The organism is Agrobacterium sp. BT-220-3 (assembly GCF_025910175.1).
Taxonomy (GTDB): domain Bacteria; phylum Pseudomonadota; class Alphaproteobacteria; order Rhizobiales; family Rhizobiaceae; genus Agrobacterium; species Agrobacterium oryzihabitans.
On sequence record NZ_JAPAIX010000006.1, the window covers coordinates 235,044 to 260,469 of the forward strand.

Annotated in this window: 25 protein-coding genes; 7 read left to right on the plus strand and 18 right to left on the minus strand. The window is 61.2% G+C overall.

Annotated elements, in window-relative coordinates:
• Positions 1-1,293, minus strand: a complete 1,293-nt coding sequence (locus OK142_RS17405; RefSeq protein ID WP_498684174.1) for an ABC transporter substrate-binding protein — start codon at positions 1,291-1,293, stop codon at positions 1-3.
• 83 nt (positions 1,294-1,376) lie between these two features.
• On the opposite strand from OK142_RS17405, the gene OK142_RS17410 reads away from it, so the two are divergent.
• Positions 1,377-2,324: a helix-turn-helix transcriptional regulator gene (locus tag OK142_RS17410; RefSeq protein ID WP_498684176.1), complete on the plus strand. Its 948-nt coding sequence runs from the start codon at positions 1,377-1,379 to the stop codon at positions 2,322-2,324.
• Between the two features lie 87 nt (positions 2,325-2,411).
• Here OK142_RS17410 and OK142_RS17415 read toward each other — a convergent pair whose 3' ends face one another.
• Positions 2,412-3,182, minus strand: coding sequence for an alpha/beta fold hydrolase (locus OK142_RS17415; RefSeq protein WP_313608145.1), 771 nt, complete (start codon positions 3,180-3,182; stop codon positions 2,412-2,414).
• Positions 3,183-3,335: 153 nt separating this feature from the next.
• Here OK142_RS17415 and OK142_RS17420 point away from each other — a divergent pair, with 153 nt between their 5' ends.
• Entirely contained in the window at positions 3,336-3,788 is a 453-nt protein-coding gene (locus OK142_RS17420; protein WP_498684177.1) for a MarR family winged helix-turn-helix transcriptional regulator, read from the plus strand.
• 72 nt (positions 3,789-3,860) lie between these two features.
• Here OK142_RS17420 and OK142_RS17425 read toward each other — a convergent pair whose 3' ends face one another.
• From OK142_RS17425 to paaN, 7 genes are all read right to left on the minus strand, one after another.
• Complete coding sequence (locus OK142_RS17425) at positions 3,861-5,906, minus strand: 3-hydroxyacyl-CoA dehydrogenase NAD-binding domain-containing protein (RefSeq protein ID WP_498684178.1); 2,046 nt, start codon at positions 5,904-5,906, stop codon at positions 3,861-3,863.
• Between the two features lie 4 nt (positions 5,907-5,910).
• Positions 5,911-6,612 carry an ABC transporter ATP-binding protein gene (locus OK142_RS17430; RefSeq protein ID WP_498684180.1) on the minus strand — a complete coding sequence of 234 codons (702 nt, stop codon included), beginning with the start codon at positions 6,610-6,612 and terminating at the stop codon, positions 5,911-5,913.
• A complete protein-coding gene (locus OK142_RS17435; RefSeq protein ID WP_498684182.1) occupies positions 6,599-7,384 on the minus strand; it encodes an ABC transporter ATP-binding protein in 786 nt (261 codons plus the stop codon). The genes OK142_RS17430 and OK142_RS17435 overlap by 14 nt, the downstream gene beginning before the upstream one ends.
• Positions 7,381-8,337, minus strand: coding sequence for a branched-chain amino acid ABC transporter permease (locus OK142_RS17440; protein ID WP_498684184.1), 957 nt, complete (start codon positions 8,335-8,337; stop codon positions 7,381-7,383). Before OK142_RS17440 ends, OK142_RS17435 begins: the two co-directional genes overlap by 4 nt.
• A 2-nt stretch (positions 8,338-8,339) precedes the next feature.
• Complete coding sequence (locus OK142_RS17445) at positions 8,340-9,212, minus strand: branched-chain amino acid ABC transporter permease (RefSeq protein ID WP_498684187.1); 873 nt, start codon at positions 9,210-9,212, stop codon at positions 8,340-8,342.
• Positions 9,213-9,285: 73 nt separating this feature from the next.
• Positions 9,286-10,434 carry an ABC transporter substrate-binding protein gene (locus OK142_RS17450; RefSeq protein ID WP_498684188.1) on the minus strand — a complete coding sequence of 383 codons (1,149 nt, stop codon included), beginning with the start codon at positions 10,432-10,434 and terminating at the stop codon, positions 9,286-9,288.
• Between the two features lie 45 nt (positions 10,435-10,479).
• Positions 10,480-12,144 carry a phenylacetic acid degradation protein PaaN gene (gene paaN / locus OK142_RS17455; protein WP_498684190.1) on the minus strand — a complete coding sequence of 555 codons (1,665 nt, stop codon included), beginning with the start codon at positions 12,142-12,144 and terminating at the stop codon, positions 10,480-10,482.
• 101 nt (positions 12,145-12,245) lie between these two features.
• Between paaN and paaG the strand changes: the two genes are divergently transcribed.
• The 4 genes from paaG (at position 12,246) to OK142_RS17475 (ending at position 15,524) form a co-directional block, all read left to right on the plus strand.
• Entirely contained in the window at positions 12,246-13,034 is a 789-nt protein-coding gene (gene paaG / locus OK142_RS17460) for a 2-(1,2-epoxy-1,2-dihydrophenyl)acetyl-CoA isomerase PaaG (RefSeq protein WP_498684191.1), read from the plus strand.
• Positions 13,031-13,471, plus strand: a complete 441-nt coding sequence (gene paaI / locus OK142_RS17465) for a hydroxyphenylacetyl-CoA thioesterase PaaI (protein WP_498684193.1) — start codon at positions 13,031-13,033, stop codon at positions 13,469-13,471. Before paaG ends, paaI begins: the two co-directional genes overlap by 4 nt.
• Before the next feature lie 40 nt (positions 13,472-13,511).
• Positions 13,512-14,822, plus strand: a complete 1,311-nt coding sequence (gene paaK, locus OK142_RS17470; protein ID WP_498684196.1) for a phenylacetate--CoA ligase PaaK — start codon at positions 13,512-13,514, stop codon at positions 14,820-14,822.
• A 105-nt stretch (positions 14,823-14,927) separates the two neighbouring features.
• Positions 14,928-15,524: a TetR/AcrR family transcriptional regulator gene (locus OK142_RS17475; RefSeq protein ID WP_142171668.1), complete on the plus strand. Its 597-nt coding sequence runs from the start codon at positions 14,928-14,930 to the stop codon at positions 15,522-15,524.
• A 114-nt stretch (positions 15,525-15,638) separates the two neighbouring features.
• On the opposite strand, the gene paaZ is transcribed toward OK142_RS17475, so the two are convergent.
• The 9 genes from paaZ to OK142_RS17520 all read right to left on the minus strand — a co-directional run bounded on the left by paaZ (position 15,639) and on the right by OK142_RS17520 (position 24,549).
• Positions 15,639-17,696, minus strand: coding sequence for a phenylacetic acid degradation bifunctional protein PaaZ (gene paaZ, locus OK142_RS17480; RefSeq protein WP_498684199.1), 2,058 nt, complete (start codon positions 17,694-17,696; stop codon positions 15,639-15,641).
• A gap of 16 nt (positions 17,697-17,712) precedes the next feature.
• The gene (locus OK142_RS17485; RefSeq protein ID WP_498684201.1) at positions 17,713-18,474 is read right to left on the minus strand and encodes a Phenylacetic acid catabolic protein; all 762 of its coding nucleotides are present in this window, start codon (positions 18,472-18,474) and stop codon (positions 17,713-17,715) included.
• A 17-nt stretch (positions 18,475-18,491) separates the two neighbouring features.
• A complete protein-coding gene (gene paaE, locus OK142_RS17490) occupies positions 18,492-19,568 on the minus strand; it encodes a 1,2-phenylacetyl-CoA epoxidase subunit PaaE (RefSeq protein ID WP_080839388.1) in 1,077 nt (358 codons plus the stop codon).
• A gap of 26 nt (positions 19,569-19,594) precedes the next feature.
• Positions 19,595-20,119 (minus strand): 1,2-phenylacetyl-CoA epoxidase subunit PaaD, encoded by a 525-nt coding sequence (paaD, locus tag OK142_RS17495; RefSeq protein WP_035243276.1) that lies wholly within the window; start codon positions 20,117-20,119, stop codon positions 19,595-19,597.
• Between the two features lie 12 nt (positions 20,120-20,131).
• Positions 20,132-20,914 carry a 1,2-phenylacetyl-CoA epoxidase subunit PaaC gene (gene paaC, locus OK142_RS17500; RefSeq protein WP_498684204.1) on the minus strand — a complete coding sequence of 261 codons (783 nt, stop codon included), beginning with the start codon at positions 20,912-20,914 and terminating at the stop codon, positions 20,132-20,134.
• Positions 20,914-21,198 (minus strand): 1,2-phenylacetyl-CoA epoxidase subunit PaaB, encoded by a 285-nt coding sequence (gene paaB, locus OK142_RS17505; protein WP_003498121.1) that lies wholly within the window; start codon positions 21,196-21,198, stop codon positions 20,914-20,916. Before paaB ends, paaC begins: the two co-directional genes overlap by 1 nt.
• A 100-nt stretch (positions 21,199-21,298) precedes the next feature.
• Entirely contained in the window at positions 21,299-22,303 is a 1,005-nt protein-coding gene (gene paaA, locus OK142_RS17510) for a 1,2-phenylacetyl-CoA epoxidase subunit PaaA (protein WP_035242963.1), read from the minus strand.
• Positions 22,304-22,327: 24 nt separating this feature from the next.
• On the minus strand, positions 22,328-23,533 hold the full coding sequence (gene pcaF, locus OK142_RS17515) for a 3-oxoadipyl-CoA thiolase (RefSeq protein WP_498684207.1): 1,206 nt from the start codon (positions 23,531-23,533) through the stop codon (positions 22,328-22,330).
• A gap of 161 nt (positions 23,534-23,694) precedes the next feature.
• Positions 23,695-24,549: a PaaX family transcriptional regulator C-terminal domain-containing protein gene (locus OK142_RS17520; protein ID WP_498684209.1), complete on the minus strand. Its 855-nt coding sequence runs from the start codon at positions 24,547-24,549 to the stop codon at positions 23,695-23,697.
• A gap of 307 nt (positions 24,550-24,856) precedes the next feature.
• Here OK142_RS17520 and OK142_RS17525 point away from each other — a divergent pair, with 307 nt between their 5' ends.
• Positions 24,857-25,423, plus strand: coding sequence for a YceI family protein (locus OK142_RS17525; protein WP_498684211.1), 567 nt, complete (start codon positions 24,857-24,859; stop codon positions 25,421-25,423).
• The last annotated feature ends 3 nt before the right edge of the window (positions 25,424-25,426 follow it).

A 25,426-nucleotide genomic window follows, 5' to 3' on the forward strand; every position in this document is an offset into this window, starting at 1 on the left:
TTACTTGACCACATCGTCGCCGAGCGTCGCCTTGACGTAATCGACGAGGATTTTTTGGGCGCCGGCTGCATCGGCCTTTTCGAGCAGCAACGCCTCCGTGGCTCGGCCGACACCCTCCATAACCGTCGAGAAGCCCGGTGCGCTTTTCAGATAGGCACCGCGATCCAGGTCCTTCATGAGTGGGACGAGCGCTGTGAGTTTCTGAAATTCCATATCGTCCACCGCGTCCTTGCGCGAGGGCAGATTGCCTTCGTTTGCGGCATAACTAACCATGAGCTTGACCGAACCCATGGCTTTGAGGACGTTCTTGGCAGCATCCGGATCTGAAGCCGAAGTATTCACCGCCCAGGGATGGCTGAGATCCACCATCACGTATTGGCCACCGTCCTTACCGGGAACCGCCCATGTACCCACTGTCTTGGTGACATCAGGAATAGGGTTCTTGCTCTTTGGACCCCAATCGAAAATGTAGCACCAGGATCCGCAACTCGTGATCAACAACTTGCCCGCAGGAAACATCTCGTATTTCGGGATCACCCAGGGCTCTGGGCCAAGCAGCGGATCGACCGGCAGGAGCTTGTTAGCCACCATCTGCTCATAGAAGCCAAACACCTCACCGACCCCCTTGCTGGTCAGATCGAGCTTCCCATCGGCGGACGCAATCTGCGGTGTGGAGCTGCCGGCAATCAAAAATCTGAAACTCTCAACGAAAGACCCCGAGCCCCAGGTCACGCCCATCGGCAGCATCAGCGCGTAACTGCCGGTTTTTGCCTTTGCGTCAATCGAACGCTGCAGCAGGTCGTTCCAGTCCTTGGGCTGTTCCGTCGAGATGCCCGCCTTTTCCAGAATGTCGCGGCGAAAAAACAGCTGCTGCACCGACAGCATGGTCGGCATCACATAGATTTTGCCGTCATCGAACGTGGCGGCCTTTTTGGTGATATCGTAGAAGTTGCTATAGGCGTCCGATGCCTTCACCTCTTCGGTCACGTCCTGCAGATAGCCGGCGGTCGCGAAATCGACGACCTGACTGATGCTCGGCAGGGAAAACACGTCGGGGCCAGCCCCGGCGGCAATCTCTGTCAGCAATTTTGAAACATACTCGCGATCAGGGCCTGGATATTCGACAAGTTCAATGTCGACACCGGTCTGCTTTTCGATGTCCGGGATAACAGCTTTCAGGGCTTCGATCCTGGCCTGCCGGTGTTCTGCAATTCTGACGGTTGCGGCAAAGGCCGGAGTGCCAACGACACTCAATGCCAGGACACAACTCGCCCACAAAACTTTCTGCAACATCTGCGTTCTCCTCCCTAGTCATTGTCCAAGCCGCTTCCCCGTTGGAGCCGCCTCTCCCAGACGACTGATCCAACAACCACGACTTGACAATCATTGACAATGTTATTCAGATACTCCCAGATTTCTTGGGCCAGCTTGATAATTTTACGGGATTATTTGATGTGAGTAAGCGTTTCACAATCAGTCTTGCCGCAAAGATCGGGCCAAATGAAGCATTCCATGTCAATCGACCTTGGGTCGAACGGACACCCCCTCCTGCGCTTCACGATCATGATTTTTTCGAGTGTTTCTGGATTGTCACCGGCAGTTGCTCGCATTTCATCAATGGTGCGGTCGAGCGAGTCGAATCCGGTGGGCTGATGTTCATTCGCCCGTCGGACCGTCACGCGTTTCAAAACACCGAGGAAGCACCCTGTCGGATGGTCAACGTTGCATTTAGCCTGGAGACCGCAGCGCATCTTCTTGACCGCTACGCAGGCGAGTTGGCAGGACGGTACTTCTGGACAAATGGCCGGATGCCGGCCGCATTCCGGCTGAATGCTACGAAGCTCAGAGAATTGTCCGCTTTGGAACAGATCCTTGACCGCGGGAACAGATCGCTCGCACGTATCGAATCTTTCCTGCTCGCGTTGATGACTGATCTGCTCATCGATGCGGTGGATGCAGCGCCTGCAGAGGCACCGGACTGGATGATGCGGGCCTGCGATGCGATGGCAGATCCGCAAGCATTACGGAGTGGCGTGCCGGCGCTCGTCAAGTTTTCCGGCCGTAGCCATGAACATGTTTCGCGCACGTTCCGCCGGCTTCTGGGTCAAACGCCCTCTGCCTATGTCAATACCGTGAGAATGGACCACGCCGCCCGGCATCTGGCGACGTCAAACACACCGATTTCGGAGATCGCGCTCGACTGCGGCATCGATGACCTTAGTCATTTCTACAGGCTCTTCCGACAAATCCACGGCATCAGCCCGATGCGATACCGCCGCAAGGTACATGTCGATCTTGTACACCCGCAGGATGCAACATTCTGAAGGCATGGAGGCCGGACAGACGGGCTACAGTTATATAACCGGGGATCGTCTCCCCGGTTATCGTTCTCGATTTCGATTTCATGCATCTCAATTCCCGGCTTTAGCCGCCTTTTCGATGACATCAGCGACGGCTTGCGGGTTCGAGACATAGACCGCGTGGCTGCCGGAAACCTCGGTGACGGTCGCTCCGGCGCGCTTGGCCATCAGGCGCTGGGCGGGCGGCGGGATCATGTGATCATCGGAGGCGACCAGATAGAAGCTCGGCTTGACCTTCCAGGCCGGTTCGGTCACGGCGCCAGCCAAGGCTTCAACACCCCATGGAACCTGGGAGTCGGCCATGAAGGCGGCAGTTTCGGGATCGACGTCGGCGGCGAAGGACGCTGCGAACTTTGCCTTGTCGAGGAACAGGAAGCCGTCAACCGGGGGCAGGATCGGCGGCACCGAAGCGCCTTCCGGCGGATTGGCGATCAGCGAGGAAACAGATTCGCCCTTGTCGGGTGCAAAAGCGGCGATGTAGACGACCGACTTGACCTTCTCGTTGGTGCCGGCCTCACTGACGACAACACCCCCATAGGAGTGGCCGACGAGCACGACCGGGCCATCCAGCTGGTCGATGGCGCGTCTGGTAACGGCAACGTCATCCGCAAGGGAGGTGGTCGGGTTCTGGACGATGCTGACCGTGTAGCCATCCTTCTTCAGGATATCATAAACGCCCTTCCAGCCGGAACCGTCGACGAAGCCGCCGTGGACGAGGACGATGTTCTTGACGGCAGCATCATTCTGCGCCGATGCGATGGAGGTGCCGGTGGCGGCCACTGCGATGGAGGCGGCGGCGGCAAGCAGGATATTCTTGAGCATGTGCGTAACTCCTTTTTCTTTTTCGCGATAACCATTATTGCGATAATCATCTTGTACGCCATCGCGCTTTATCTGTCTACTTTTTTATTATCGCAATAATGGTTTCTGTGATAATGTAATGAAAACATTCGCAGAAAATTTTGGAGATCCGACATGACCGATGCCCCGACCCTGCCGCTCGACAGCCAATTGTGCTTCTCGATCTATTCCGCTGCCATTGCGATTAACCGGGCCTACAAGCCCATGCTTGACGCGCTTGGCGTCACCTATACGCAGTATCTGGCGCTGAGCGCCTTATGGGAGCGCGACGGCCTGAGCATATCCGCCATTGCCGACCGGCTCGGACTTGAGCCGAGCACGATTACGCCTGCTGTCAAACGGCTGGAAGCTGCCGGTTTTCTGTCGCGGCGGCGCAGCACGACGGACGAGCGTCTGGTCGAAGTGTTTCTCACGCCTAAGGGAACGGAACTCCAGCCCAAGACCTGCTGCCTCACCGATGCGCTGCTGCGCCGCTCCGGATTCACCATACCCCAGATGATCGATCTGAACGAGAAGGTTCAATCACTGCGAGATGGTTTGGTCCGCGCCAGCACCGAGCAGCCATAGGCGCAGCGCGCCGATAATGCCGCGGCACATCGCGGCCAGCCGTCATCGAGGGCAGCGGCAGGTGTCGAAGCTCTATAGCGCTGGCTGCATGGCAGCTCGGCGCAGGCCATCGCATGGAGGCTCGGCAAGGCCCTCGGCTGACAGGCGGTCGAGTACAGCCACGACCTCGCCAAGACCGCGCTCCCCGGCATAATGCATCGGCCCGCCGCGCCATCGCGGGAAGCCGTAGCCATGGATCTTGACGAGATCGATATCGGCAGAGCGCAGGGCGATGTGCTCCTGCAGAATGCGCATCGCTTCGTTGACCATCGGCAGAATGATCGCGTCGGCGATCGATGCGTCGTCCCAAACCCGCTGCGTTCGACCGCCCATCTCTTCGGCGATGATCGCCGCCACGGTTTCGGACGGCTTTGGCGCACGGTCGCCCGGCAGGTAATCGTACCAGCCACCACCGGATTTCTGGCCGAAACGCTCAATGGCGCAAAGCCGGTCCGCCACAGGTGCAAAAGGTGTTTCGCCCCGCGCGCGGGCAGCCTTGCGCTGGAAGGCGGCGATATCGAGACCGCCGAGATCCTGCGCTTCGAAAGGCCCCATCGGCAGGCCGAAAGCGCGCATGGCGGCATCGACGGCCGAAGGTGTTGCGCCGGAAAGCAGCAAACGTTCGGCCTGCGCTCGTGTTACCTTCAGAATGCGGTTGCCGATGAAGCCATCGCAAATGCCGGCGCGAACCGGGATCTTGCCCAGCAGCCGGGCGAGCGCGAAGCCGGTTGCCAGTACCTCCGGCGACGTCGCCGCCGTCGGCACGATTTCCAGCAGCTTCATGACGTGAGCGGGACTGAAGAAATGCAGGCCGAGGAACCGTTCGGGCTGCCTTACGCCTTCGCTGATCGCGTCGGGATCGAGATAGGAGGTGTTTGTCGCCAGCACCGCATCCGGTCGGCAGATGTCGGAGAGTTTTTCAAAGACAGCGCGCTTCACGGCGAGGTCCTCGAATACTGCTTCGATAACGAGATCGGTATCGGCAAGCAGGCCATAATCATCGCTGCCGATGACGCCGGCGATGCGCTGGTCTGCAACGTCCTTCGCGATACGGCCGCGTTTCACTGAGCCTTCGAAGATAATACGGATATTCGCAAGCCCGCGCTCGACCGCCGCCGTGTCTCGCTCGATGAGGGTGACCGGCAGGCCGGCGTCTAGCAGCGCCGCGGCAATACCAGCCCCCATCGTGCCACCGCCGATGACGGCTGCGGAGCGAATATCACGCGGCGTAATGCCGGATAGCTCCGGCGGACGTGGCGCCGCGCGCTCGGCGAAGAAGACATGGCGCAGTGCGGCTGCCTGGGAAGAACCACGCAGCTCCAGGAAGGTCTCCCGCTCGAAGGCCATGGCGTCGGCGAATTCGGCCTCGCTCGCCTTGCGGACGGAAGCGAGTGCACGCAGTGGCGCAACCTCACGCCTGGACTTGGCGGCCACGGCTTTTTCGGCGCTTTCCCAAAAGCCGGTTTCGACGGCCGGCACGGCACGGCTGGAGATCGGCTGCGGGAGGGGTTCTTCAGCGACACCTTTCGCGAAGGCAATCGCACCTGCGCGCAGGTCGCTGTCGATCACGGCATCGATGAGACCAAGGTCTCTTGCCTTCTTCGCCCCGACCGGGCTGCCACTCGTCACCAGATCGACGGCGGCAGCGGCACCGATCAGCCGCGGCAGGCGCACCGTACCGCCGGCACCCGGAATGATGCCGAGCTTGACTTCCGGCAGACCGAGGCTGGCGGTGGAAAGCGCTACCCGATAGGCGCAGCCGAGCGTCACTTCGAGACCGCCGCCGAGCGCACTGCCGTGGATCGCCGCGACCCATGGCTTTTTTGCGTTTTCGAGACTCGCAACCACGTCCGGCAGATGCGGCGGAAGCGGCGGCTTGCCGAACTCGCTGACGTCAGCACCAGCGATAAAGGTGCGTCCGGCGCAGCACAGTACCACGGCCTTCACCCCCGCGTTCGCGTCCAGTTCCGCCACCGTGTCGACGAGCGCCTGGCGGAGCGCCTGCGACAGCGCATTGACGGGCGGATTGTCCACTGTGACGACGGCGATGGTGTCTTCGCGGGCGATGGTAACGGTCATTGTCTCATATTCCCAGGTAAGCGGCGCGGATGCGTTCGTCCGCGATCAGATCTGCGGCAGGGCCGGACATGGTTATGCGCCCCGTTTCCATGACATAACCGCGATCGGCGACGGACAGCGCGCCGAAGGCGTTCTGCTCGACAAGAAGCACGGTGACACCGAGCGCCTTCATGCTCTTCACCACATCGAAGATCTGCGCAACGAGGATGGGGGCGAGGCCCATGCTCGGTTCATCCAGAAGCAGACAGGAGGGGCGCGCCATCAGTGCACGGGCAATCGCCAGCATCTGCTGCTGGCCGCCGGAAAGACCACCGGCCGCAAGGTTCCGCTTCTCCTTGAGGATCGGAAACATCATGAAGGCATCCTGCATATCGCGCTCCACCTTGTCGTCGGCGAAGAGATAGGCGCCGAGCCGAAGGTTCTCCTCCACCGTGAGATTGGTGAAAATCTGGCGACCTTCCGGTGATTGGGCGAGACCGCGTTTCACGCGGGTATGCGCCGGAACAGTCGTCAATGCCTCACCCCGAAACATGATGGAGCCTGCCGAAACCGGCTGGATGCCGGAGAGGCACTTCAAAAGCGTCGTCTTGCCGGCGCCATTTGCGCCAACGACAGTAACGATCTCGCCGGAAGCCACGTCGAGATCAATGCCGTGCAGCACCTCGATGCGGCCGTAACGTGAGCGTAGTCCCTCAACCGTCAGCATTCTGGACCTCCGCTGCCTGTGTTCCAAGGTAGGCCTCGATAACGCGCGGATCGCGCGAAATCGCCGCCGGTTCGCCTTCGGCGATCTTTTCGCCATGGTCGAGCACGACGATCTGGTTGGAAATGCGCATGACCATCTTCATGTCGTGCTCCACCAGCAGGATCGACACGCCCTCGGCCGCGACCTGCGCGATAAGGTGATCGATCTCCTCCGTCTCGACGGCGTTGCAGCCGGCGGCCGGTTCATCGAGCAGCAGCGCACGGGGTTTCAGCGCTAGCGCGCGGGCAATCTCCAAACGCTTCAACGCGCCATAGGAGAGCGAGCCCGCCTCCTGTTCGGCGGCCCGGCCGAGACCGACCCGGTCCAGCAGGGCCCGCGCACTTTCCTCGGACGCCCGGCTGCGGCGACGCGTGGCAGGCAGCGAGAAGAGATCGGCGAAGACCGAACCGCGCTCATGCAGATGATGGCCGACAATGGCGTTTTCGAGCACGCTCATCGACTGGAATATCTGCAAATTCTGAAAGGTCCGCGACAGGCCGCGGCGGGCGAGCAGGTGCGGCGACATGCGGGTGACGTCCTCGCCATCCAGCAGAACGCGGCCCCGCGTCGGGGCATAGACGCCGGAGATCATGTTGAAGAGGGTCGTTTTGCCGGCGCCGTTCGGGCCGATGACGGAGACGATCTCACCGGGTTTCAGGGAAAAGCCGACATCCTGGACGGCGCGCAATCCGCCGAAATCGATGCCGAGACCCTCTATCTGAAGCAGGCTCATTCTCCCCTCCCTCTGAGACGGCGCGCGATGGACGGCAGCAGGCCCTCGCGCATGAAGATCATCACCAGCATCATCACGAGGCCGAGCATGAGCTGTTCATATTCCTGAAAGATCGTCAGCACCTGCGGCAGCGTGGTGAGGATCGCGGCACCCAGAATGGCGCCCGGCACCGAACCGGCACCGCCGAGCACCGTCATGGTCACCATTTCGATGGAATGCATGAAACCCGCGACGTCAGGCGTGATGAACTTGTTCTGCAGCGCCAGCAGCGAGCCCGAAACCGAGGCATAGACAGCCGAGATGACGAACGCGACCAGCTTGTGGTGCGCAACATCGACGCCAACCGTGCGGGCGGCGACTTCCGATCCATGTAATGCCCGCAGCGCCCGCCCGGTCGGGCTATGGTAGAGATTGAGCGCCAGCCAGGCGCCGATTACCAGCACAACGCCGGAAAAAGCGTACCAGAATTCCGTATTGGACAGATCGATGCCGATCGACTTCAGCATGGCACGCAGACCCAGTTCGGGCACCGCCGTGCCATCCGGCCCGCCGGTCAATTTGGCCTCGTTGGAGAGCACCATCGAGACGAGGATGCCGAAGCCTAGGCTGGCGACGGCAAGATAATATCCCTTGAGGCGCAGGATCGGCCGACCGACAAGATAGGCGATGGCCGCAGAGACAAGCGCGCCGAGGACGGCCGCAAGCGCCGGGTGCAGGCCGAGATGCACCGGTGCCAGCGCGCAGGCATAGGCACCGATACCGGCAAAGCCCGCATGACCGAGGCTGATCTGACCGGCATAACCGATGAGGATGACGAGGCCCGTCACGGCAAGACCGTTCACGAAAATCAGCGATCCGACACGGAAATAATAGGACGACGGGAAAAAGACCGGCGCAATCGCGATGACTGCTGCGAGGATGAGAAGCGTGGTTGCCTTGCTGGATAACCGCATTGTCACACCCGATCCGTCGACTTGTGGCCAAACAGCCCCTGTGGCATGGCGAAAAGCACGGCGAGGATGATGATGAACGCAGCCGCATCCTTATATTGCGAGTTGATATAACCAGCCGTCATTGCTTCCAGAATGCCGAGCAGCAGGCCACCGACCAGCGCGCCCTTCGGGTTGCCCATGCCGCCAAGCATGGCTGCGGCAAAACCTTTCAGCGCCAGCGCAAGGCCGACATCGTAGCCCGTCAGCGTAATCGGCGTCACCAGCACGCCGGCCAGTGCCCCGATGGCGGCGGACATGGCGAAAGAGAGCGTCATCACATAATTGGTGTTGATGCCGACAAGCTGCGCGGCGACGCGGTTATTGGCGGTTGCCAGCACCGCACGGCCGATAAGCGTGCGGGTGAAGAACAGCCAGAGACAGAAGAAGACAGCCAACGCACCGGCAATGACCCAGAGGCTCTGCGGCAGGATGGTCGCGCCGCCGATGGCAATCGGCTGGTCGCCGGAAAAGGCCGGAAAACGGTGAAGCTGCTTGTCGAAAACGAGCTGCGTGGCGCCTCTGATGAAAATCGAAGCGCCGATGGTGATGATGATCAGCGAAACGACCGGCGCGCCGCGCGCGGGCTCGATTGCCAGCTTGTTGAGCGCGACGCCGATCGCCGCCGTTGTCACTATGGCGATGAGCGCGGCCAGCGGCAGCGGCACGCCTGCGGCATGCGCGAAGAACGTGATCATGCCGCCCAGCATGACGAACTCGCCCTGAGCGAAGTTCACAACGTCGGAGGCGTTGTAGATAATCGTGAAACCGAGGGCGACCAGCGCATAGACGGCGCCGACCGTTATCCCGGACAGAAGGAATTGCAGCAATTCGGGCATGGGGGGCCTCCGCTTGGCGCGACGGTTCCCGCCGGTCAGCGCCTTGATGGCGCAGACCGGCGGCACGGTCCGGTTATTCGACGATTTTCCAACCGCCGTTTTCGATCTTCAGCATGCGAAAGGCTGAGAGATCGAGGCCAAGGTGATCTGTTGCCGACATCGTCACCGTACCGGTCGTCCCGACAAGACCCGACGTGCCTTCAATGGCATCACGGATTGCCGAAGGTTCGGCGCTGCCGGCCCGCTTGATCGCATCAACGAGAATGCGCAGGGCGTCATGAGCATAGCCACCGAAGGTCGAGACCGGCTTTCCGGTCGCCTTCTCATAGGCTTGCTTGTAGGCGACGACCACGGCGCGCTGCGGGTCGCTTTCCGGAAGCAGCCCGGCGACGAGCAGCGCCGTGCCCGGCAGGCGCACGCCTTCCGAAGCCTGCGCACCGGCAAGCTCGATAAAGCCGTCCGAGGCGACGCCATGCGACTGGTAGAGCGGCAGGCCGACGGCAAGCTGCGCATAGTTGCGCGTGACGATCGCCGGGCCCTGGCCGAAGCCGGGATTGAGCACGGCCTGAATGCCATTCTTGCCCTTGATGTTGGTCAGCTGCGGCGTCATGTCGGCATCGGTCGGGCCATAGGTCTCGTCGGCCAGAACCTCGATGCCATATTCGCCGGTGATTGCCAGGCACTGCTTGCGCATGGAAGCGCCGAAACCGTCCGAGCCGGAGATCAGGCCGATCTTGGCGATGCCGGCCTTCTTCATGTCCTCGAAAATCTTGGCGCAGGCCATGCGATCCGTATGCGGCGTCTTGAAGACGAAGGGCTTGACCGGATCGATGATTTCGATTGCGCCGGCAAGCGAGATGAACGGCACTTCGGCATCAGAAAGGACCGGGATGACGGCCATGGATGTGCCGGTCGTGGTGCCACCGATGACCGCAACGACTTCATCATCCTCGACGAGGCGGGTCGCAAAGGTGCGGGCCTTGTTCGGGTCGCCGCCATCATCATAGATGACAAGCTGCAGCTTCTCGCCATTGACGCCACCTGCCGCATTGATCTCTTCCACGAGCATCTTCAGCGTCTTGGCTTCCGGGTCGCCCAAGAACGATGCGGGGCCGGTTTCGGAAACGGTGGCGCCGATCTTGATGTCGGCCAAAGCGGGCGCGGCAAAGCCGAGGGCAAAGGCCAGCGAAGCTGCAAGCGCAGTCGTCGTCAAAAATTTCATGTTGATTTCTCCTCCCAAAGAAAAAAGTTTAAGTCGAAATTCCTCTCACGCCGCCACAGGGCGGCGCCACATCACCACGCGGAACCGGTTTGTAACAAATGCCGCATCCGTCAGGCTGGCATTGCCCGCAGGGTTGGCACCGGTAACGTGGAAATCGCTGAAAGCGGCACTCTGGTTGACATAGATGCCGCCGGTCAGATTGACCGAAAGATTGACGCCCGCGGCAGCGAAACGGTCGGCTGCGCCGAGAATTCGTGCCTCATCCGTTTCGTAGAGTGCGGCCGTAATCGCCCCCTTGCGCTCGGCAAGTTCAGCGGCGCGGTTGACGCCCTCGGTCACGTTATCGACAGCAACGACGAAGGCAATCGGGCCGAAGCGCTCCTCACCATAGGCATCCGTATCGGCCGCATCGACGGCAAGGATCAGGGGTGTCGCGGTGCGCGCCTCCTCAAGTCCCTCGACCGGCATGGACTCGCGCAACACGCGGCCGACCGACCGGGCCGCCGCAATGCGGGCAAGCGTGTCGGGATTGGCGATCGCTCCGCAGATACCGGCAGCACGCGCCGGGTCAGCAAGCAGGGCATCGACGGCAGCGGCAATACCGGACGCGACTTCATCGAAGTTCTTGTGACCCTCATCCGTTTCAATGCCGCCGCGCGGCACGAAAATATCCTGTGGCGCCGTGCACATCTGGCCGGAATAGAGCGACAGCGAAAAGGCGATGTTGCTGCACATGCCGGCGAAATTGTCGGTGGCGCCGATGACGATGGAATTGACGCCCGCCTCTTCGGTATAGACATCGGCGCTGCCGGCGTTTTCGCGCACCCAGCTGCCGAAACTGTTCGAACCGGTATAGTCGATGATAGCGATGGCGGGATGCTGCACGAGATCTTTCGTAATCTCGACGCCGGGCGCGTCAGCGGCGAGCAGCACGATGTCGGCCGCAAACCCCTCTTCCACCAGCACCTGACGGGCTATCTCGACGGTGATGGCCAGAGGCAGGATCGCAGCCGGGTGTGGCTTGACGATGACCGTATTGCCGGTGGCAAGGCTGGCGAAAAGGCCGGGATAGCTGTTCCAGGTGGGAAACGTGTTGCAGCCGATGACCAGGGAAATACCGCGCGGAAAAATGCGCCAGTGTTTTTCCATGACGATCGGCTCGCCCCTGCCCTGCGGCTTCGTCCAGATCGCCTGCAAAGGCGTGCGGGTCATCTCGGCATAGGCATAGGCCACCGCCTCAAGACCACGATCCTGGGCATGCGGGCCGCCGGCCTGAAAGGCCATGGCAAAAGCCTGGCCCGTCGTGTGCATGACGGCATTCGCCATTTCGAAGCTTCTGGCATTCAGTCGCGCCAGGATTTCCAGACAGATGCCGGTGCGCACCTCCGGCGATGCGGATGCCCATTGCGGCGCGGCGGCGCGAGACGCCGAAATCAGCAGATCAGGGGATGCGGCGGGATAGGTAATGCCGAGCACCGGGCCGAAGGGAGAGATTTCCACGCCGACAGGACTTTTATCTGCCGGGTGTCCGGGCAGGTCGAAGGGCTGCGCGAGGCGCGCTTTGTAAGAGGCCAGACCATCATCCTTGGCGGTTTCGCCATAGATCTTGCCGCTTGGAACTTCCGGATAGGCCGACCAGTAATCGCGCTTGACCGCAGCATCGGTCGCCGCTTGCAGCGTCGGATGATGGCGCTCGAATAGTCCGGTCATGTCCCACTCCTCCCAGTCTGTTGTTTTATAATTGACTGACCGGCCGGTTTATGCAAGAACTTTTTTACAGTCGCCGCTGGGAAGGGCGACAGGGAGGAAACATGTCGGATTCAGACACTATTCTGTCTGCGTTTGCCGATGGCGTTCTCAGCCTGACGCTGAACCGCCCGGACAGGCTCAATGCCTTCAACGAAGAAATGCATCTTGCACTACGCGCCGGTTTCGAGCGCGCCCATGCGGATGCGGATGTCCGCGCCGTCCTGTTGACCGGCGCCGGCCGCGGTTTCTGCGCAGGGCAAGACCTTGGCGATCGCGACCCCAAGAAGGGCGTGCCGGATCTCGGCCACACCATCGAGACCTTCTATAATCCGTTGCTGCGCCTGATCCGCAGCCTGGAGAAGCCGGTCATCTGTGCCGTCAACGGCGTTGCCGCCGGCGCTGGCGCCAATATCGCCTTTGCCTGCGATATCACCCTTGCCGCCCGCTCCGCCCGCTTCATCCAGGCCTTCGCCAAGATCGGCCTCGTGCCGGATTCCGGCGGCACCTGGAGCCTGCCGCGTCTGATCGGCGAGGCCCGTGCCAAGGCGCTCACGCTCACCGCAGAACCGCTTGCAGCTGAAACCGCTGCCGACTGGGGCCTGATCTGGCGCGCCGTCGATGACGACAAGTTGCTGGAGGAGGCATCCGCGCTCGCCACCCGCCTCGCCGCAGGTCCGACCAAAGGGCTTGGCATGACGAAGCGCGCCATACAGGCGGCTGCGACGAACTCGCTGGATCAGCAGCTCGACCTCGAACGCGACCTTCAGCGCGAGGCCGGGCGCAGCGCCGATTATGCCGAAGGCGTTGCCGCCTTCCTCGAAAAGCGCAAACCGGAGTTCAAAGGCAAATGAGCGCCGCCAGCCTTTCCCCGCAGGCACTGGCCGAAGCCTGCGCCAAAGCCATGTGGGACGATGACAACGCCACCCGCCATCTCGGCATGGAGCTAGTTTCGGTTGCGCCCGGTGAGGCAACGATCACCATGACGATTGCCGAGATCATGACGAATGGCCACGGCACCTGCCATGGCGGATATATCTTCACGCTGGCGGATTCCGCATTCGCCTTTGCCTGCAATACCTATAACCAGCGCACTGTCGCCCAGCACTGTTCGGTGACCTATATCGCGCCGGCTTTCAAGGGCGACCGGCTGACGGCGACGGCACGGGAGGTGTCGCGCCGTGGACGGGGCGGAATCTACGATATCCGCATCACCAACCAGGAGGGCGAGCACGTTGCGGAATTCCGCGGCCACTCGCGAACAGTCAAGGGTACCCATCTGCCGGAATAAAGCCGACGCCGGTACCATCGCATTCTCGGAGGAGATTTTAATGGAAGACCTTTCCCCCCGCCCCGGCGACCTCGACACGATCGAGACGGCGTCGCGCGACGAGATTTCCGCGCTGCAGCTTGAGCGCATGAAGTGGTCGCTGACCCACGCCTACGAGAATTCCCCTTTTTACCGCCAGCGCTTCGATGAGGTCGGCGTTCACCCCTCAGACCTGAAGACATTGTCGGATCTCGCAAAATTCCCCTTCACCACCAAGAAGGACCTGCGCGACACCTATCCGTTTGGCATGTTCGCCGTGCCGCGCGAAAAGCTCGCCCGCATCCACGCCTCCTCCGGCACCACCGGCAAGCCGACCGTCGTTGGCTACACCGCAAAGGACATCGATACCTGGGCAACCGTCGTCGCCCGTTCGATCCGCGCCTCGGGCGGCCGCGCCGGCGATATCGTCCATGTCGCCTATGGTTATGGCCTGTTCACCGGCGGCCTCGGCGCGCATTACGGCGCAGAGAAACTCGGCTGCACGGTCGTGCCAATTTCCGGCGGCATGACAGAACGCCAGGTGACCTTGATGCAGGATTTCAAGCCGCGCATCATCATGGTCACGCCTTCCTATATGCTCTCCATCCTCGACGAGTTCCGCCGTCATGGCATCGACCCGCGCGAAAGCTCCCTCGCCGTCGGCATTTTCGGCGCCGAACCATGGACCAATTCGATGCGGCAGGAGATAGAGCAGGCTTTCGACATGCACGCCGTCGATATCTACGGTCTTTCGGAAGTGATGGGCCCCGGTGTCGCCAACGAATGCGTCGAGACGAAGGACGGCCTGCACATCTGGGAGGATCATTTCTACCCCGAAATCATCGATCCGGTGACCGGTGACGTGCTGCCGGATGGCGAACTTGGCGAACTGGTCTTCACGACACTGACCAAGGAAGGCCTGCCGATCGTGCGCTACCGCACGCGGGACCTGACACGGCTTCTCCCCGGCACGGCGCGGTCCATGCGCCGCATGGAGAAGATAACCGGGCGTTCCGACGACATGATGATCCTGCGCGGCGTCAATGTTTTCCCCACGCAGATCGAGGAACAGATCCTGAAATGTCGCGGCCTTGCCCCTCATTTCCAGATCGAACTCAGCCGTTCGGGCCGTATGGACAACATGACGGTTCACGTCGAATGTACGCTGGACGCGACCGATGAGGGCGCACGCACCGGATCTGCGAAAGAGCTTGCCCACTACATCAAGAGCGTGGTTGGCGTTTCCACGAAGATTTCGGTGCATGAGCCCGGTGGCGTGGCGCGCTCGGAAGGCAAGGCGAAGCGGGTGGTGGACAACCGCCCGAAAGAATGAATGAAGGAAAAGCCGGAATAGTCCGGCACCGGGTTGACTTTGTAAAGGGAGGAGCGGCAACCCTCCCACGGCAATCGCCCGGGAATGAGCAGAAACAGGAAGACCATGGCACGGACGCGGGCAGTTGATTTCGAGGAAAAACAGCGTGGCATTCTGACGAGTGCCGCGGCGGTGTTTGCCGAGGTGGGCATGGAGAAGGCTTCCATGTCGATGATCGCCTCGCACAGCAATGTCTCCAAGGCCCTGCTCTATCACTATTATCCCGGCAAGGACGCGTTGATCTTCGACATCGTCCGCACGCACCTGACGGAACTCGACGGCGCGATCGAAGCGGCGGATCGCAGCGATGTGGCGCCGCAGGAGCGCCTGCGCCTTCTCGTGAAGGCCGTCATGAAGAACTATGAAGGCCGCGATAACGAACACAAGGTGCAGCTCAACGGCACCAGCGCGCTGTCGCAGGAACAGCTTGCAGAGCTGCAGGCGATCGAAAGACGCATCGTCAAGCGCTTCTCCGGTGTGATACAGCAGGTCAACCCCGAGCTTAACCGGGACCGGCCATTGCTGATGCCAGTGACCATGTCGCTCTTCGGCATGATGAACTGGGTCTATATGTGGTTCAGGCCGAACGGCCCTGTCACGCGCGACGAATATGCGGATATAGCAACCACGCTCATCCTCGAAGGCGTTAAAGCCGTACGCTGACGCTAACCATCGCTCTTTTCGAGGGCGCACTCAAGACGCCCTTCCCCACATCTCCCTGATCCGACCGGCCCGATCTCGCACTCAAGATCAGGCCTTCTCGCCGTGCCCGAAGGTTCAGCTTCTCGTTTTCGCCACCATGGTCAGAACGTCATACTGGGCGACGGCAACATCGTTCTGGTTGATGACCTTGCAGTCCCAGCGCACCTCCCCGTGCTCGGCATCGACGCGCGGATTGATTTCCTTGCAAGTCAGCTGCACCTGCAACGTGTCCCCCGGATTGACCGGAGTGAGGAAGCGCAGATTGTCGACACCGTAATTGGCAAGCACCGGGCCCGGTGCCGGATCGACGAACAGGCCTGCCGCGAAGGAGACGATCAGATAACCGTGGGCAACGCGTCCTTCGAAGAACGGATTGGCCCTGGCCGCTTCCTCGTCCATATGTGCGTAGAATGTATCGCCGGTAAAATTGGCGAAATGTTCGATATCCTCCAGCGTCACTGTACGGGTGGCGGTGACCAGCTGATCGCCGATGCGAAGCTCCGCCAACGACTTGCGGAAGGGATGTTCGCCGTCCGTCTGTGTCTGCGCGCCGGCAACCCAGCGGCCGGTGACCGCTGACAGAAGTGTCGGCGAGCCCTGTATGGCAGTGCGCTGCATGTAATGTTTGACGCCGCGCATGCCGCCAAGCTCCTCGCCGCCACCGGCGCGGCCGGGACCGCCATGGACGAGGCCGGGCAACGGCGAGCCGTGGCCGGTCGAGGTCCTGGCGCTGACGCGGTTGCCGATCATCACCCGGCCATGGAACGGCGCCATGCCAAGCACGACCTCTTCCGCAAAGGCCGGATCATTGGTGAAGACCGAGGCGACGAGACTGCCCTTGCCACGACGCGCGAGATCAACGGCCTCATCGGCGCTGTCATAGGGCATGACGGTGCTGACCGGGCCGAAAGCCTCGACGTCATGCACGGCCTTCGCCTCGAAGGGGCGGTCGCAATAAAGCAGCACCGGATTGAGAAAGGCGCCGGCCTCGGCGTCACCGGAAACGATGCGCGGCATATCGGGATCACCGGCAACGATTTCCGCATCGCCGAGCAGATCGCGGATGCGGGCGCGCACTTCGTCGCGCTGGTCGAGGCTGGCGAGCGGGCCCATGCGGACGTTTTCGTCCGTGGGATTGCCAAGCACCGTCTTGCCCAGCCGGTCGCCCAAAGCCGCGACCAGCGCATCACAATGGGCGCGCGGCGCGATGACACGACGGATGGCCGTGCATTTCTGCCCGGCTTTCGACGTCATTTCACGGGCGACTTCCTTGACGAAGAGATCGAATTCCTCGGTTCCGGGCCCGGCATCGATGCCGAGCACGGATGCGTTCAGGCTATCGGCTTCCATGGTGAAGCGGACGGAATTGCCGATAACGGCAGGATGGCTCTTTAGTTTACGGCCGGTGGAGGCCGAGCCGGTGAAAGTGACGACGTCCTGCCCCTCGACATGATCGAGCAGATCGCCGACCGAGCCGGCAATAAGCTGCACCGCGCCTTCCGGCAGAAGCCCTGTCTCAATCATCCGGCGCACCATCAGTTCCGTCAGATAGGCCGTCTGGCTAGCGGGTTTGACGATTGCCGGCATGCCGGCAAGCAGCGTCGGGGCAAGCTTTTCCAGCATTCCCCAGCAGGGGAAATTGAAGGCATTGATGTGTACCGCCACACCTTGAAGCGGGCTTAGAATATGCTGGGCGGAGAAGGTGCCGTCCTTCGACAAAGCCTCGGCATCGCCATCCAGCAGCACGCGGGTATTGGGCAGTTCGCGCCGGCCCTTGGAGGCGTAGGAAAGCAACGTGCCGATGCCGCCGTCAATATCGACCCAGCTGTCGGCACGGGTAGCACCGGTGGCGGCAGAAAGCGCATAGAACTCTTCCTTGCGGTCCATCAGCGCCAGGCCAAGCGCCTTCAGCATCGCGGCCCGTTCATGGAACGACATGCGGCGCAGCGCCGGACCGGCCTTCTCCCGACCATAGGCAAGGGTGTTGGCAAAATCGATGCCGCTCGAATCGATGAAGGCGACGGGCGCACCGGTCGAGGCGTCAAGAAGCGGAACGCCTTCCCTGGCCCCCGTAGTCCAGCTGCCACAGACATAGCTTTCGAGCCGGCGAGGCCGGGACGCCAGAACGTTCATAGTCATTTCCTTCCTGTCAGATCAGTTTCAGCGCAGACAATTGCGCCTCAACCTCCGCCTGCCATTCGGCAAGGAGTGTTTCATTGGGAGTATGGCGAAGGCCGAACCGTGCCAGCGTGCCAAAGCGCGCCGAGCCGGAAAGCCCGAAGCTCGCGGCAACCCGCGGCCGCCAATAGGTGATGGAGGCCATGGCTGTATCACGTTCGGCCGGATTTGCCGCGATGCGCTCAAGACCGGCGATGCCAAGTTCGAGATGGCGCGCCTCGCGCGGCAGGATGCGGCGGAAAACCTCGGCCAGCGGCTGGTAGGAGACATGTGAAAGCTCGCGCAGCTGAATGACCCCCGCCTTGCCCATCAGCACATTCATGACGACGGCGTCGACCCAGCCGCCAAGCGGATAATGGAAGACCGAAAGACGCATGTCGCCTTTCTGGCGGGCAGCACCGATATCGGCATCGCGGGCACGGCGCTCGGCCCAGGGGTGGTGGACGGCGTAGCGTTCGCCATCAGCGCCGAAGCTTTCCATCACCTTCAGGATCTGGCCGGCATGATCGGTCTTTTCGAGCACGATGCGGGCGGCAGAGATACGCTCCTGGATACCCGGCGCGTCGTTGATGATATCGGCAAAACCGGCGGAACCCGCCAGTTCGCTATCGACGAAGCTTGCCATCAGGCGTAGCAATTCGCCGCGATAGCGCGCCGGCACATTGTCCGGGGAGGTTAGGACACCGCCCTGCGCGAGATAGTCTTCGATCGGCATCGTTTCGGTGTGGGTCATGCGGTCGTCCTCCGCTCTTACTGGTCGTAGCTGACGACGACCTTGTCGCTCAGCGGGTAGCACTGGCAGGTCAACACATAGCCCTGCCGAACCTCGTAATCCTCAAGCGCATGATTGACCTCCATCTCCGTCTCGCCCTCGATGACCTTGGCGCGACAGGTGGAGCAGACGCCGGCCTTGCAGGCATAGGGCGCGTCGATATTGTTTTCGAGCGCGGCGTCGAGCAGGCTCTGGCCCTGTTTGGGCATGTTGAAGATGCGGGTGGCGCCATCGAGCGTCACCGTTGCCTGACAGCTGGCATTTGCATCCGTGCCATGGGCATTCTGTGCCCTCGCCCGTGCGCGGCCGGGCTGCGAAGAGGCGAAAAGCTCGAACTTGATCTGGTCGTCGCGCAGTCCGTGCTCGCGCAGCGCGCCCGCAATCGCCAGCATCATCGGCTCGGGACCGCAGATGAAGGCTGTCGTCACCGAGGTCAGGTCGATCCAGCTCTTGAACAGCGCCGCACATTTTTCCGCATTGACGCGGCCGGTGAAGAGGTCGATGTCCTGCGCCTCGCTTTCGAGCACATGCAGGACGGAAAAACGGCCAAGATAGCTGTTCTTCAGGTCCTCCAGTTCCTCACGAAACATGATCGAGGAAATCTGGCGGTTGGCATAAACCAGCGTGAAGCTGGAGCGCGGCTCGCGCTTGAGCGTTGTCTTGATGATCGACAGGACGGGCGTAATGCCGCTGCCGCCGGCAAAGCCGAGATAATGCTTGGATGCTTCGGGTTCGATATCGGTGAAGAAGGCCCCCATCGGCGGCATGGCTTCCAGCGTATCGCCGGCTTTCAACCCCTCATTGGCCCAGCTGGAGAAGCAGCCGCCATCCACCCGCTTGATGCCGACGCGCAACACACCTTCATCGCGCCCCGCGCAGATCGAATAGGAGCGGCGCAGTTCCTCACCATCGAACTTGCGGCGGAAGGTCAGGTACTGGCCCTGGGTGAAATCGAAGGCGGCGCGGTCTTCCTCGGCGGGAACCAGCGTCACGACAACAGCATCGCGGGTTTCGCGGCGCACTTCAGTAACATTCAGGGAATGGAAACGTGCCATGGGTGGCCCTCATCCTTTGCGTCAGGTCAGATGCACTTGAAATAATCGAAGGGTTCCAGGCAGTCGGTGCAGCGATAGCTGGCCTTGCATGGCGTCGAGCCGAACTGGCTGATCTTTTCGGTATTGGCCGACCCGCAGCGCGGACAGGCGATCGTCAGGTTAGAGCGGCCCGAAAGCCGGTCGATGCGCTTCATCAGCACACCGTCAGCGGCGGTTCCGTCAATCGGCGGTGCTATACCATAGGCCCTGAGCTTCTCTCGGCCTTCCGCGCTGATCCAGTCGGTCGTCCAGGCGGGCGAAAGCTGGCGCTTCAGCCTGACCTTTTCGATACCCCGCTCGTTCAGCGCTCGCTCGATATCGAGGTTGATAATCGTCGTTGCCGGACAGCCGGAATAGGTCGGCGTGACCGTCACGACCAGCCCCTCTTCTTCCCAGGCGACATCGCGGATGATGCCGAGATCGACCAGCGATATGACAGGAATTTCCGGGTCCGGAACGTCCGCAAGCCAGGTCCAGACCTGCCGCGCAGAAGGGTGATGCTCGGCCGCCATCATCGACGCCTCCTACCAGGTCCCGCCGGGATAGGCGCGTTGCAGGAACTGCAGATCGGAGAGAATGAAGCCGAGATGTTCGGTGTGGATGCCGCGCTTGCCACCCTTCTGCATATAGCCATCGGCCGGCGTCTTCAGCGTCGCCTCTTCCAGCGTCTCGGCCACGATTTCATCCCAGGATGCCTTGAGCGATGCGGGCTCCGGCGCCACGCCGGCGGCGGCGATGGCCGTATCCGAGGCGTCGCCGAGGAACAACTCGCCGGTAAAGGGCCAGAGATCGTCGAGTGCCGCCTGCATGCGGCGATGGCTCTCCACCGTGCCGTCGCCAAGTCTGATCACCAGATCTCGGCTGCGATCGAGATGATAGGACACTTCCTTCAAGGATTTTTCGGCGATTTCGGCGATGCGATGGTCGCTGGAGCTTTTGAGCCACTTCAGCAGAACGTAGTGCCACGCATCGAACAGGAACTGCCGCATCAACGTCTTGCCGAAATCGCCGTTCGGGCGCTCGACAAGCAGCACGTTGCGAAAATCCAGACCGTCACGCAGATAGGCGAGATCGTCGGCGGAACGCCCCTTCCCCTCCACTTCGCCGGCAAGGCCAAGCCAGAGCTGCGTCTGGCCGATCAGGTCGAGCGCGGTGTTGGAAAGCGCGATATCCTCTTCGAGTGCCGGCGAGTGACCACACCATTCCGAAACGCGATGACCGAGAATGAGGGTATTGTCGCCCATCCGCAGCAGGAACTCGAAAAGGGCGGCATTGTCGACGGTGGCAGTCTCTTGAGCCGCGCCCATCACATATGCCCCACTTCTTCAGGCACGTCGAAGAAGGTCGGATGACGGTAAACCTTGGAATTGGACGGCTCGAACAGCGGTCCCTTTTCCGACGGCGCACTGGCGGTGATGTCGCTGGAGCGGACCACCCAGATGCTGACACCCTCATTGCGGCGGGTATAGACGTCGCGGGCATTGTTGACTGCCATTTCCGCATCCGGCGCATGCAGGCTGCCGACATGGCGATGATTGAGGCCGTGCTGGCCGCGGATGAAGACCTCCCAGAGGGGCCATTCGCTGGACATGATTTCTCTCCCTTATTCGCGCTCGTCAGCGGCGGGCCGCGATGCGAGCGTATTGACTGCGATTGGGACCAAGGGACCGCACGCGCGATCCGGAACACACCTATTCGGCGGCGATACGGGCGGCCTGCCGGCGCGACTGCACCTTTTCGGCATGGGCGACGAGACCGTCACGGAACCACTCGCCATCGTCCCAGGCCTTTTTGCGGGCATTGAGACGCTCGGCATTGCAGGGGCCATTGCCGGCGATCACCGCAAAGAATTCGCTCCAGTCCGGCTCGCCGAAATCGTAACCACCCTTTTCCTCGTTCCACTTAAGGTCCGGGTCGGGGACAGTCAGGCCGAGATAGGTTGCCTGCGGCACGGTCTGATCGACAAATTTCTGGCGCAGCTCGTCATTCGAATTCTGCTTGATCTTCCACGCCATCGACTGGGCTGAATGCACGGAGGCGTCGTCGGAAGGACCAAACATCATCAGCGACGGCCACCACCAGCGGTTCAGCGCATCCTGAACCAGCGCCTTCTGTGCCGGGGTGCCCTTCACCATTTTCATCAGGATGTCGAAACCCTGACGTTGATGGAAACTTTCTTCCTTGCAGATGCGAACCATCGCGCGGGCATAAGGCCCGTAGGAACAGCGCTGCAACGGCACCTGGTTCATGATCGCCGCGCCATCAACCAGCCAGCCGACCGCGCCGATATCGGCCCAGCTCAGTGTCGGGTAATTGAAGATAGAGGAATATTTGGCCTTGCCGGAATGCAGCTGCTCGTACATTTCGTCGCGGCTGATGCCGAGGGTTTCGGCGGCGCAATAGAGATAGAGACCGTGACCCGCTTCGTCCTGCACCTTGGCCAGCAGGATCGCCTTGCGCTCCAGTGTCGGTGCGCGGGTGATCCAGTTGCCTTCCGGCAGCTGGCCGACGATCTCGGAATGGGCATGCTGGCTTATCTGCCGCACCAGCGTCTTGCGGTAACCTTCCGGCATCCATTCCTTCGGCTCGATCTTCTGGCCGGCGTCGATGCGCTCCTGGAAGGCGCGCTCGACCGGGTCCATTTCATCGAGGCTGCGGACGTGGGCGGCGTCGGTTTTCACCATCTGTGCATACATGGCCATTCCTCCTGTTTTATCGCGTCAGACACGTTCGAGAATGAGTGCGATGCCCTGGCCGACACCGATGCACATCGTACACAGCGCATAGCGGCCGCCCTGACGATGAAGCTGGTAGGCGGCGGTGGTGACGAGGCGGGCGCCGCTCATACCGAGCGGATGGCCCATGGCGATCGCGCCACCATTCGGGTTCACATGCGCCGCATCGTCGGGCAGACCGAGGTCACGCAACGTGGCGAGCGCCTGCGAGGCAAAGGCCTCGTTCAGTTCGATGACATCCATCTGGCCGATGGACAGTTTAGCACGTTCCAGCACGCGGCGCGCGGCAGGCGCAGGGCCAATGCCCATAATGCGGGGCTCGACGCCTGCGGCGGCCATGGCCACGATGCGGGCCTTCGGCGTCAAGCCCTGTGCCTTGGCCGTCGCCTCGCTTGCGATCAACAGGGCAGCAGCACCATCATTGACGCCTGAAGCATTGCCGGCAGTGACCGAAAGATCCGGTCCGTTGACACCCTTGAGTTTGGCCAGCTGCTCGGCCGTCGTTCCGGGTCGCGGATGCTCGTCCCGATCAACGATGATCGGGTCACCCTTCTTCTGCGGCACGGAAACGGGGGCTATCTCATCGGCAAAGACACCGGCCTCGTATGCTGCGGCCCACCGCGCCTGGCTGCGCGCAGCAAAAGCATCCTGATCCTCACGGCTAACCCCATAGTCGGCAGCGACATTGTCGGCCGTTTCAGGCATGGAATCGACGCCAAAAGCCTTTTTCATCTTCGGATTGATAAAGCGCCATCCGATTGTCGTGTCGTATACGGCATTGGCACGCGAAAAGGCGCTCTCCGCCTTGGGCATGACAAATGGGGCGCGGCTCATGCTTTCGGTGCCACCGGCAATGACGAAATCGCAGTCACCGGCGCGAATTGCCCGGGCGGCCATGCCAACGGCGTCCATGCCGGAACCACAGAGGCGGTTTACGGTCGTGCCGGGGACGGAGACAGGCATGCCCGATAGAAGGGCCGCCATGCGTGCAACATTGCGATTGTCCTCGCCGGCCTGATTGGCGCATCCATAGATCAGGTCATCGACCTTCGACCAGTCAACCTGCGGATTACGCGCCATCAGTGCCGCGAGCGGAACAGCGGCAAGATTGTCGGCACGCACAGAGGCCAACAGACCCGCATATCGTCCAATCGGAGTGCGAACAGCGTCGCAGATAAATGCTTCAGGCACGAATTCCTCCTCGTCCTCCTCAGCCCGGCGGGCCATTAGCCGACCGATCGGTTAGTTAATACCATTCCTTATGTCACAGTTCAATACGATTTTTGCCGATTCTTGTGACATTAGAAATTCTGCGATTTTGTTCGCACGCTTGCGCTCGCAAAAAACAGGACTCACATGATGGCGAGGAGACCGTCTATTCGATGCCTGGTGGCAGCCGTTTCGGCCGGAAGAGGCCCGTCCTCCGTCAAAAATCTCCGCGCAATGAAGTCGTCCGCCTTTTTTGACAGGCGGAAATAGAGCCGGGCAAAAAGGCGCCGGACGTCAGCGTGCGGCCAATCATCCGGTAGCGCGGTCGCCGGAAGCCGCGGGTCGTGCAGGACAATCATCCGGTATTGATGGACAAGAAGAAGACGGGCGGCGAGGTGCTCTATCGGGCTGAGTGTCGCTCCCCCTTCCAGCGCCTCGGAAAATTTACCGTACCGTTCAAGGAATTCGCGATAAGCCGTGTCGTAACTCGGCAGATCCCAATGTTCAGCTGCCAGTTCCTTGAGACCGGAGGCGGCACCGGCAACCTCGGCATTGAAGGTGACGGCTCCGGCGGACAGGGGCGGAAGCGGCCGTGCTCCAATTGACAGGCGGGAACCAAGCCTTGTGTATCCAGCCTGTTCCAAAGCCCGCGCATCGGCCTCGAAGGCAGGTCCCCCGAGGTACACGAAACGCCAGACGGGGTGATCGGCAGTGCCGAAAAGCAGACGCGCGGCTGCCGCAAAATCAGTCTGCGCTACCTCGGTAAGACGGTAATAGCTGCGACGCCCCTGCCGCTCGCCGATCAACTGGCCGGCAGAAACCAGCCTGGACGCTGCCGTGCGCACCAAAGTCTCGCTGATGCCGACTTCCGCGCAGGTTTCGATCAGGTTACCGACCCAGATCGCGCCGCCCCTCGGCTCGACGACATCACCGTAAATCGTGACGATGAAGCTCGCAGCTCTGAGCGAAGCATTACCCAGGAGAAGGCTTAGCGACATGTCCTCGTGATCCACCTTTTATGCGGGCTCTCCCCTGTCGTGGATGAATCAGGACGAAAAGCTGCGCGGTCGCTCACCTGCATGCATGACATCGATGGATAAGGCAACTCAGATGCTGGCGGCAATCTTTCCAATCGGAGACTATCGGGCAGAGAGCCCCGGAGTTTAGACCAATGGCATGCCAGCGCGTCTTAACGAATGTCATATGGGGCAGGGATTTTGGTCGTTTGCCAGAACTATTCTGGATTAAATAGTTTCCTGCGGTGTTCTCCTGGGTACGACGACGTACGTATAAGGAGGTAGCGCCGTGAAATCCCCCTGCTCCATCATATTCCTGATTGTGACACTTGCTTATACGCCAGTGTCTGCCAGTCCGTTCTCCGCCGCTGCCGGACATTATCGGATCGATCCCGCATCCCACATAGGGTTTTCAATTGCGCAGGTTGCCGGCCCGGGAATTAACGGCACAATTCCCGATATATCCGGCCGCTTCGACATCGACCCGGACCAGCCTTCCAGGTCCTTCGTGGAAATCAAATTGAACCCTTCCAGCGTCCGGACAGGACAGGAACGGGTGGAAAATTTCCTGCGATCGAGCGCGGTTTTCAATATCGCCGCCTATCCGCAAATCGTGTTTCGCTCCAGCCGCGTTACCCAGGACGGGCCGCGCAGCGCGGTGGTCGAAGGTATTCTGACGGCGAGAGGCGTATCCAGATCCGAAACCTTCCACGCAACATTCGTGGAGCAGCAAAAGGGATCGGTCATCTTCCATGTCACCGGCAATGTCCCCCGGATGCCCTATGGAATGGGTGTCGGCGTCCCGCTCTACTCGAATACGGTCGCGTTCGACATAGATTTGAAGGGCGTCAGATAAAAA

Coding starts and splice junctions, on each gene's coding strand:
- OK142_RS17405 (WP_498684174.1), bottom strand. CDS start 1,293: ATGTTGCAGAAAGTTTTGTGGGCGAGTTGTGTCCTGGCATTGAGTGTC.
- OK142_RS17415 (WP_313608145.1), bottom strand. CDS start 3,182: ATGCTCAAGAATATCCTGCTTGCCGCCGCCGCCTCCATCGCAGTGGCC.
- OK142_RS17420 (WP_498684177.1), top strand. CDS start 3,336: ATGACCGATGCCCCGACCCTGCCGCTCGACAGCCAATTGTGCTTCTCG.
- OK142_RS17425 (WP_498684178.1), bottom strand. CDS start 5,906: ATGACCGTTACCATCGCCCGCGAAGACACCATCGCCGTCGTCACAGTG.
- OK142_RS17430 (WP_498684180.1), bottom strand. CDS start 6,612: ATGCTGACGGTTGAGGGACTACGCTCACGTTACGGCCGCATCGAGGTG.
- OK142_RS17435 (WP_498684182.1), bottom strand. CDS start 7,384: ATGAGCCTGCTTCAGATAGAGGGTCTCGGCATCGATTTCGGCGGATTG.
- OK142_RS17440 (WP_498684184.1), bottom strand. CDS start 8,337: ATGCGGTTATCCAGCAAGGCAACCACGCTTCTCATCCTCGCAGCAGTC.
- OK142_RS17445 (WP_498684187.1), bottom strand. CDS start 9,212: ATGCCCGAATTGCTGCAATTCCTTCTGTCCGGGATAACGGTCGGCGCC.
- OK142_RS17450 (WP_498684188.1), bottom strand. CDS start 10,434: ATGAAATTTTTGACGACGACTGCGCTTGCAGCTTCGCTGGCCTTTGCC.
- paaN (WP_498684190.1), bottom strand. CDS start 12,144: ATGACCGGACTATTCGAGCGCCATCATCCGACGCTGCAAGCGGCGACC.
- paaG (WP_498684191.1), top strand. CDS start 12,246: ATGTCGGATTCAGACACTATTCTGTCTGCGTTTGCCGATGGCGTTCTC.
- paaI (WP_498684193.1), top strand. CDS start 13,031: ATGAGCGCCGCCAGCCTTTCCCCGCAGGCACTGGCCGAAGCCTGCGCC.
- paaK (WP_498684196.1), top strand. CDS start 13,512: ATGGAAGACCTTTCCCCCCGCCCCGGCGACCTCGACACGATCGAGACG.
- OK142_RS17475 (WP_142171668.1), top strand. CDS start 14,928: ATGGCACGGACGCGGGCAGTTGATTTCGAGGAAAAACAGCGTGGCATT.
- paaZ (WP_498684199.1), bottom strand. CDS start 17,696: ATGAACGTTCTGGCGTCCCGGCCTCGCCGGCTCGAAAGCTATGTCTGT.
- OK142_RS17485 (WP_498684201.1), bottom strand. CDS start 18,474: ATGACCCACACCGAAACGATGCCGATCGAAGACTATCTCGCGCAGGGC.
- paaE (WP_080839388.1), bottom strand. CDS start 19,568: ATGGCACGTTTCCATTCCCTGAATGTTACTGAAGTGCGCCGCGAAACC.
- paaD (WP_035243276.1), bottom strand. CDS start 20,119: ATGGCGGCCGAGCATCACCCTTCTGCGCGGCAGGTCTGGACCTGGCTT.
- paaC (WP_498684204.1), bottom strand. CDS start 20,914: ATGGGCGCGGCTCAAGAGACTGCCACCGTCGACAATGCCGCCCTTTTC.
- paaB (WP_003498121.1), bottom strand. CDS start 21,198: ATGTCCAGCGAATGGCCCCTCTGGGAGGTCTTCATCCGCGGCCAGCAC.
- paaA (WP_035242963.1), bottom strand. CDS start 22,303: ATGTATGCACAGATGGTGAAAACCGACGCCGCCCACGTCCGCAGCCTC.
- OK142_RS17520 (WP_498684209.1), bottom strand. CDS start 24,549: ATGTCGCTAAGCCTTCTCCTGGGTAATGCTTCGCTCAGAGCTGCGAGC.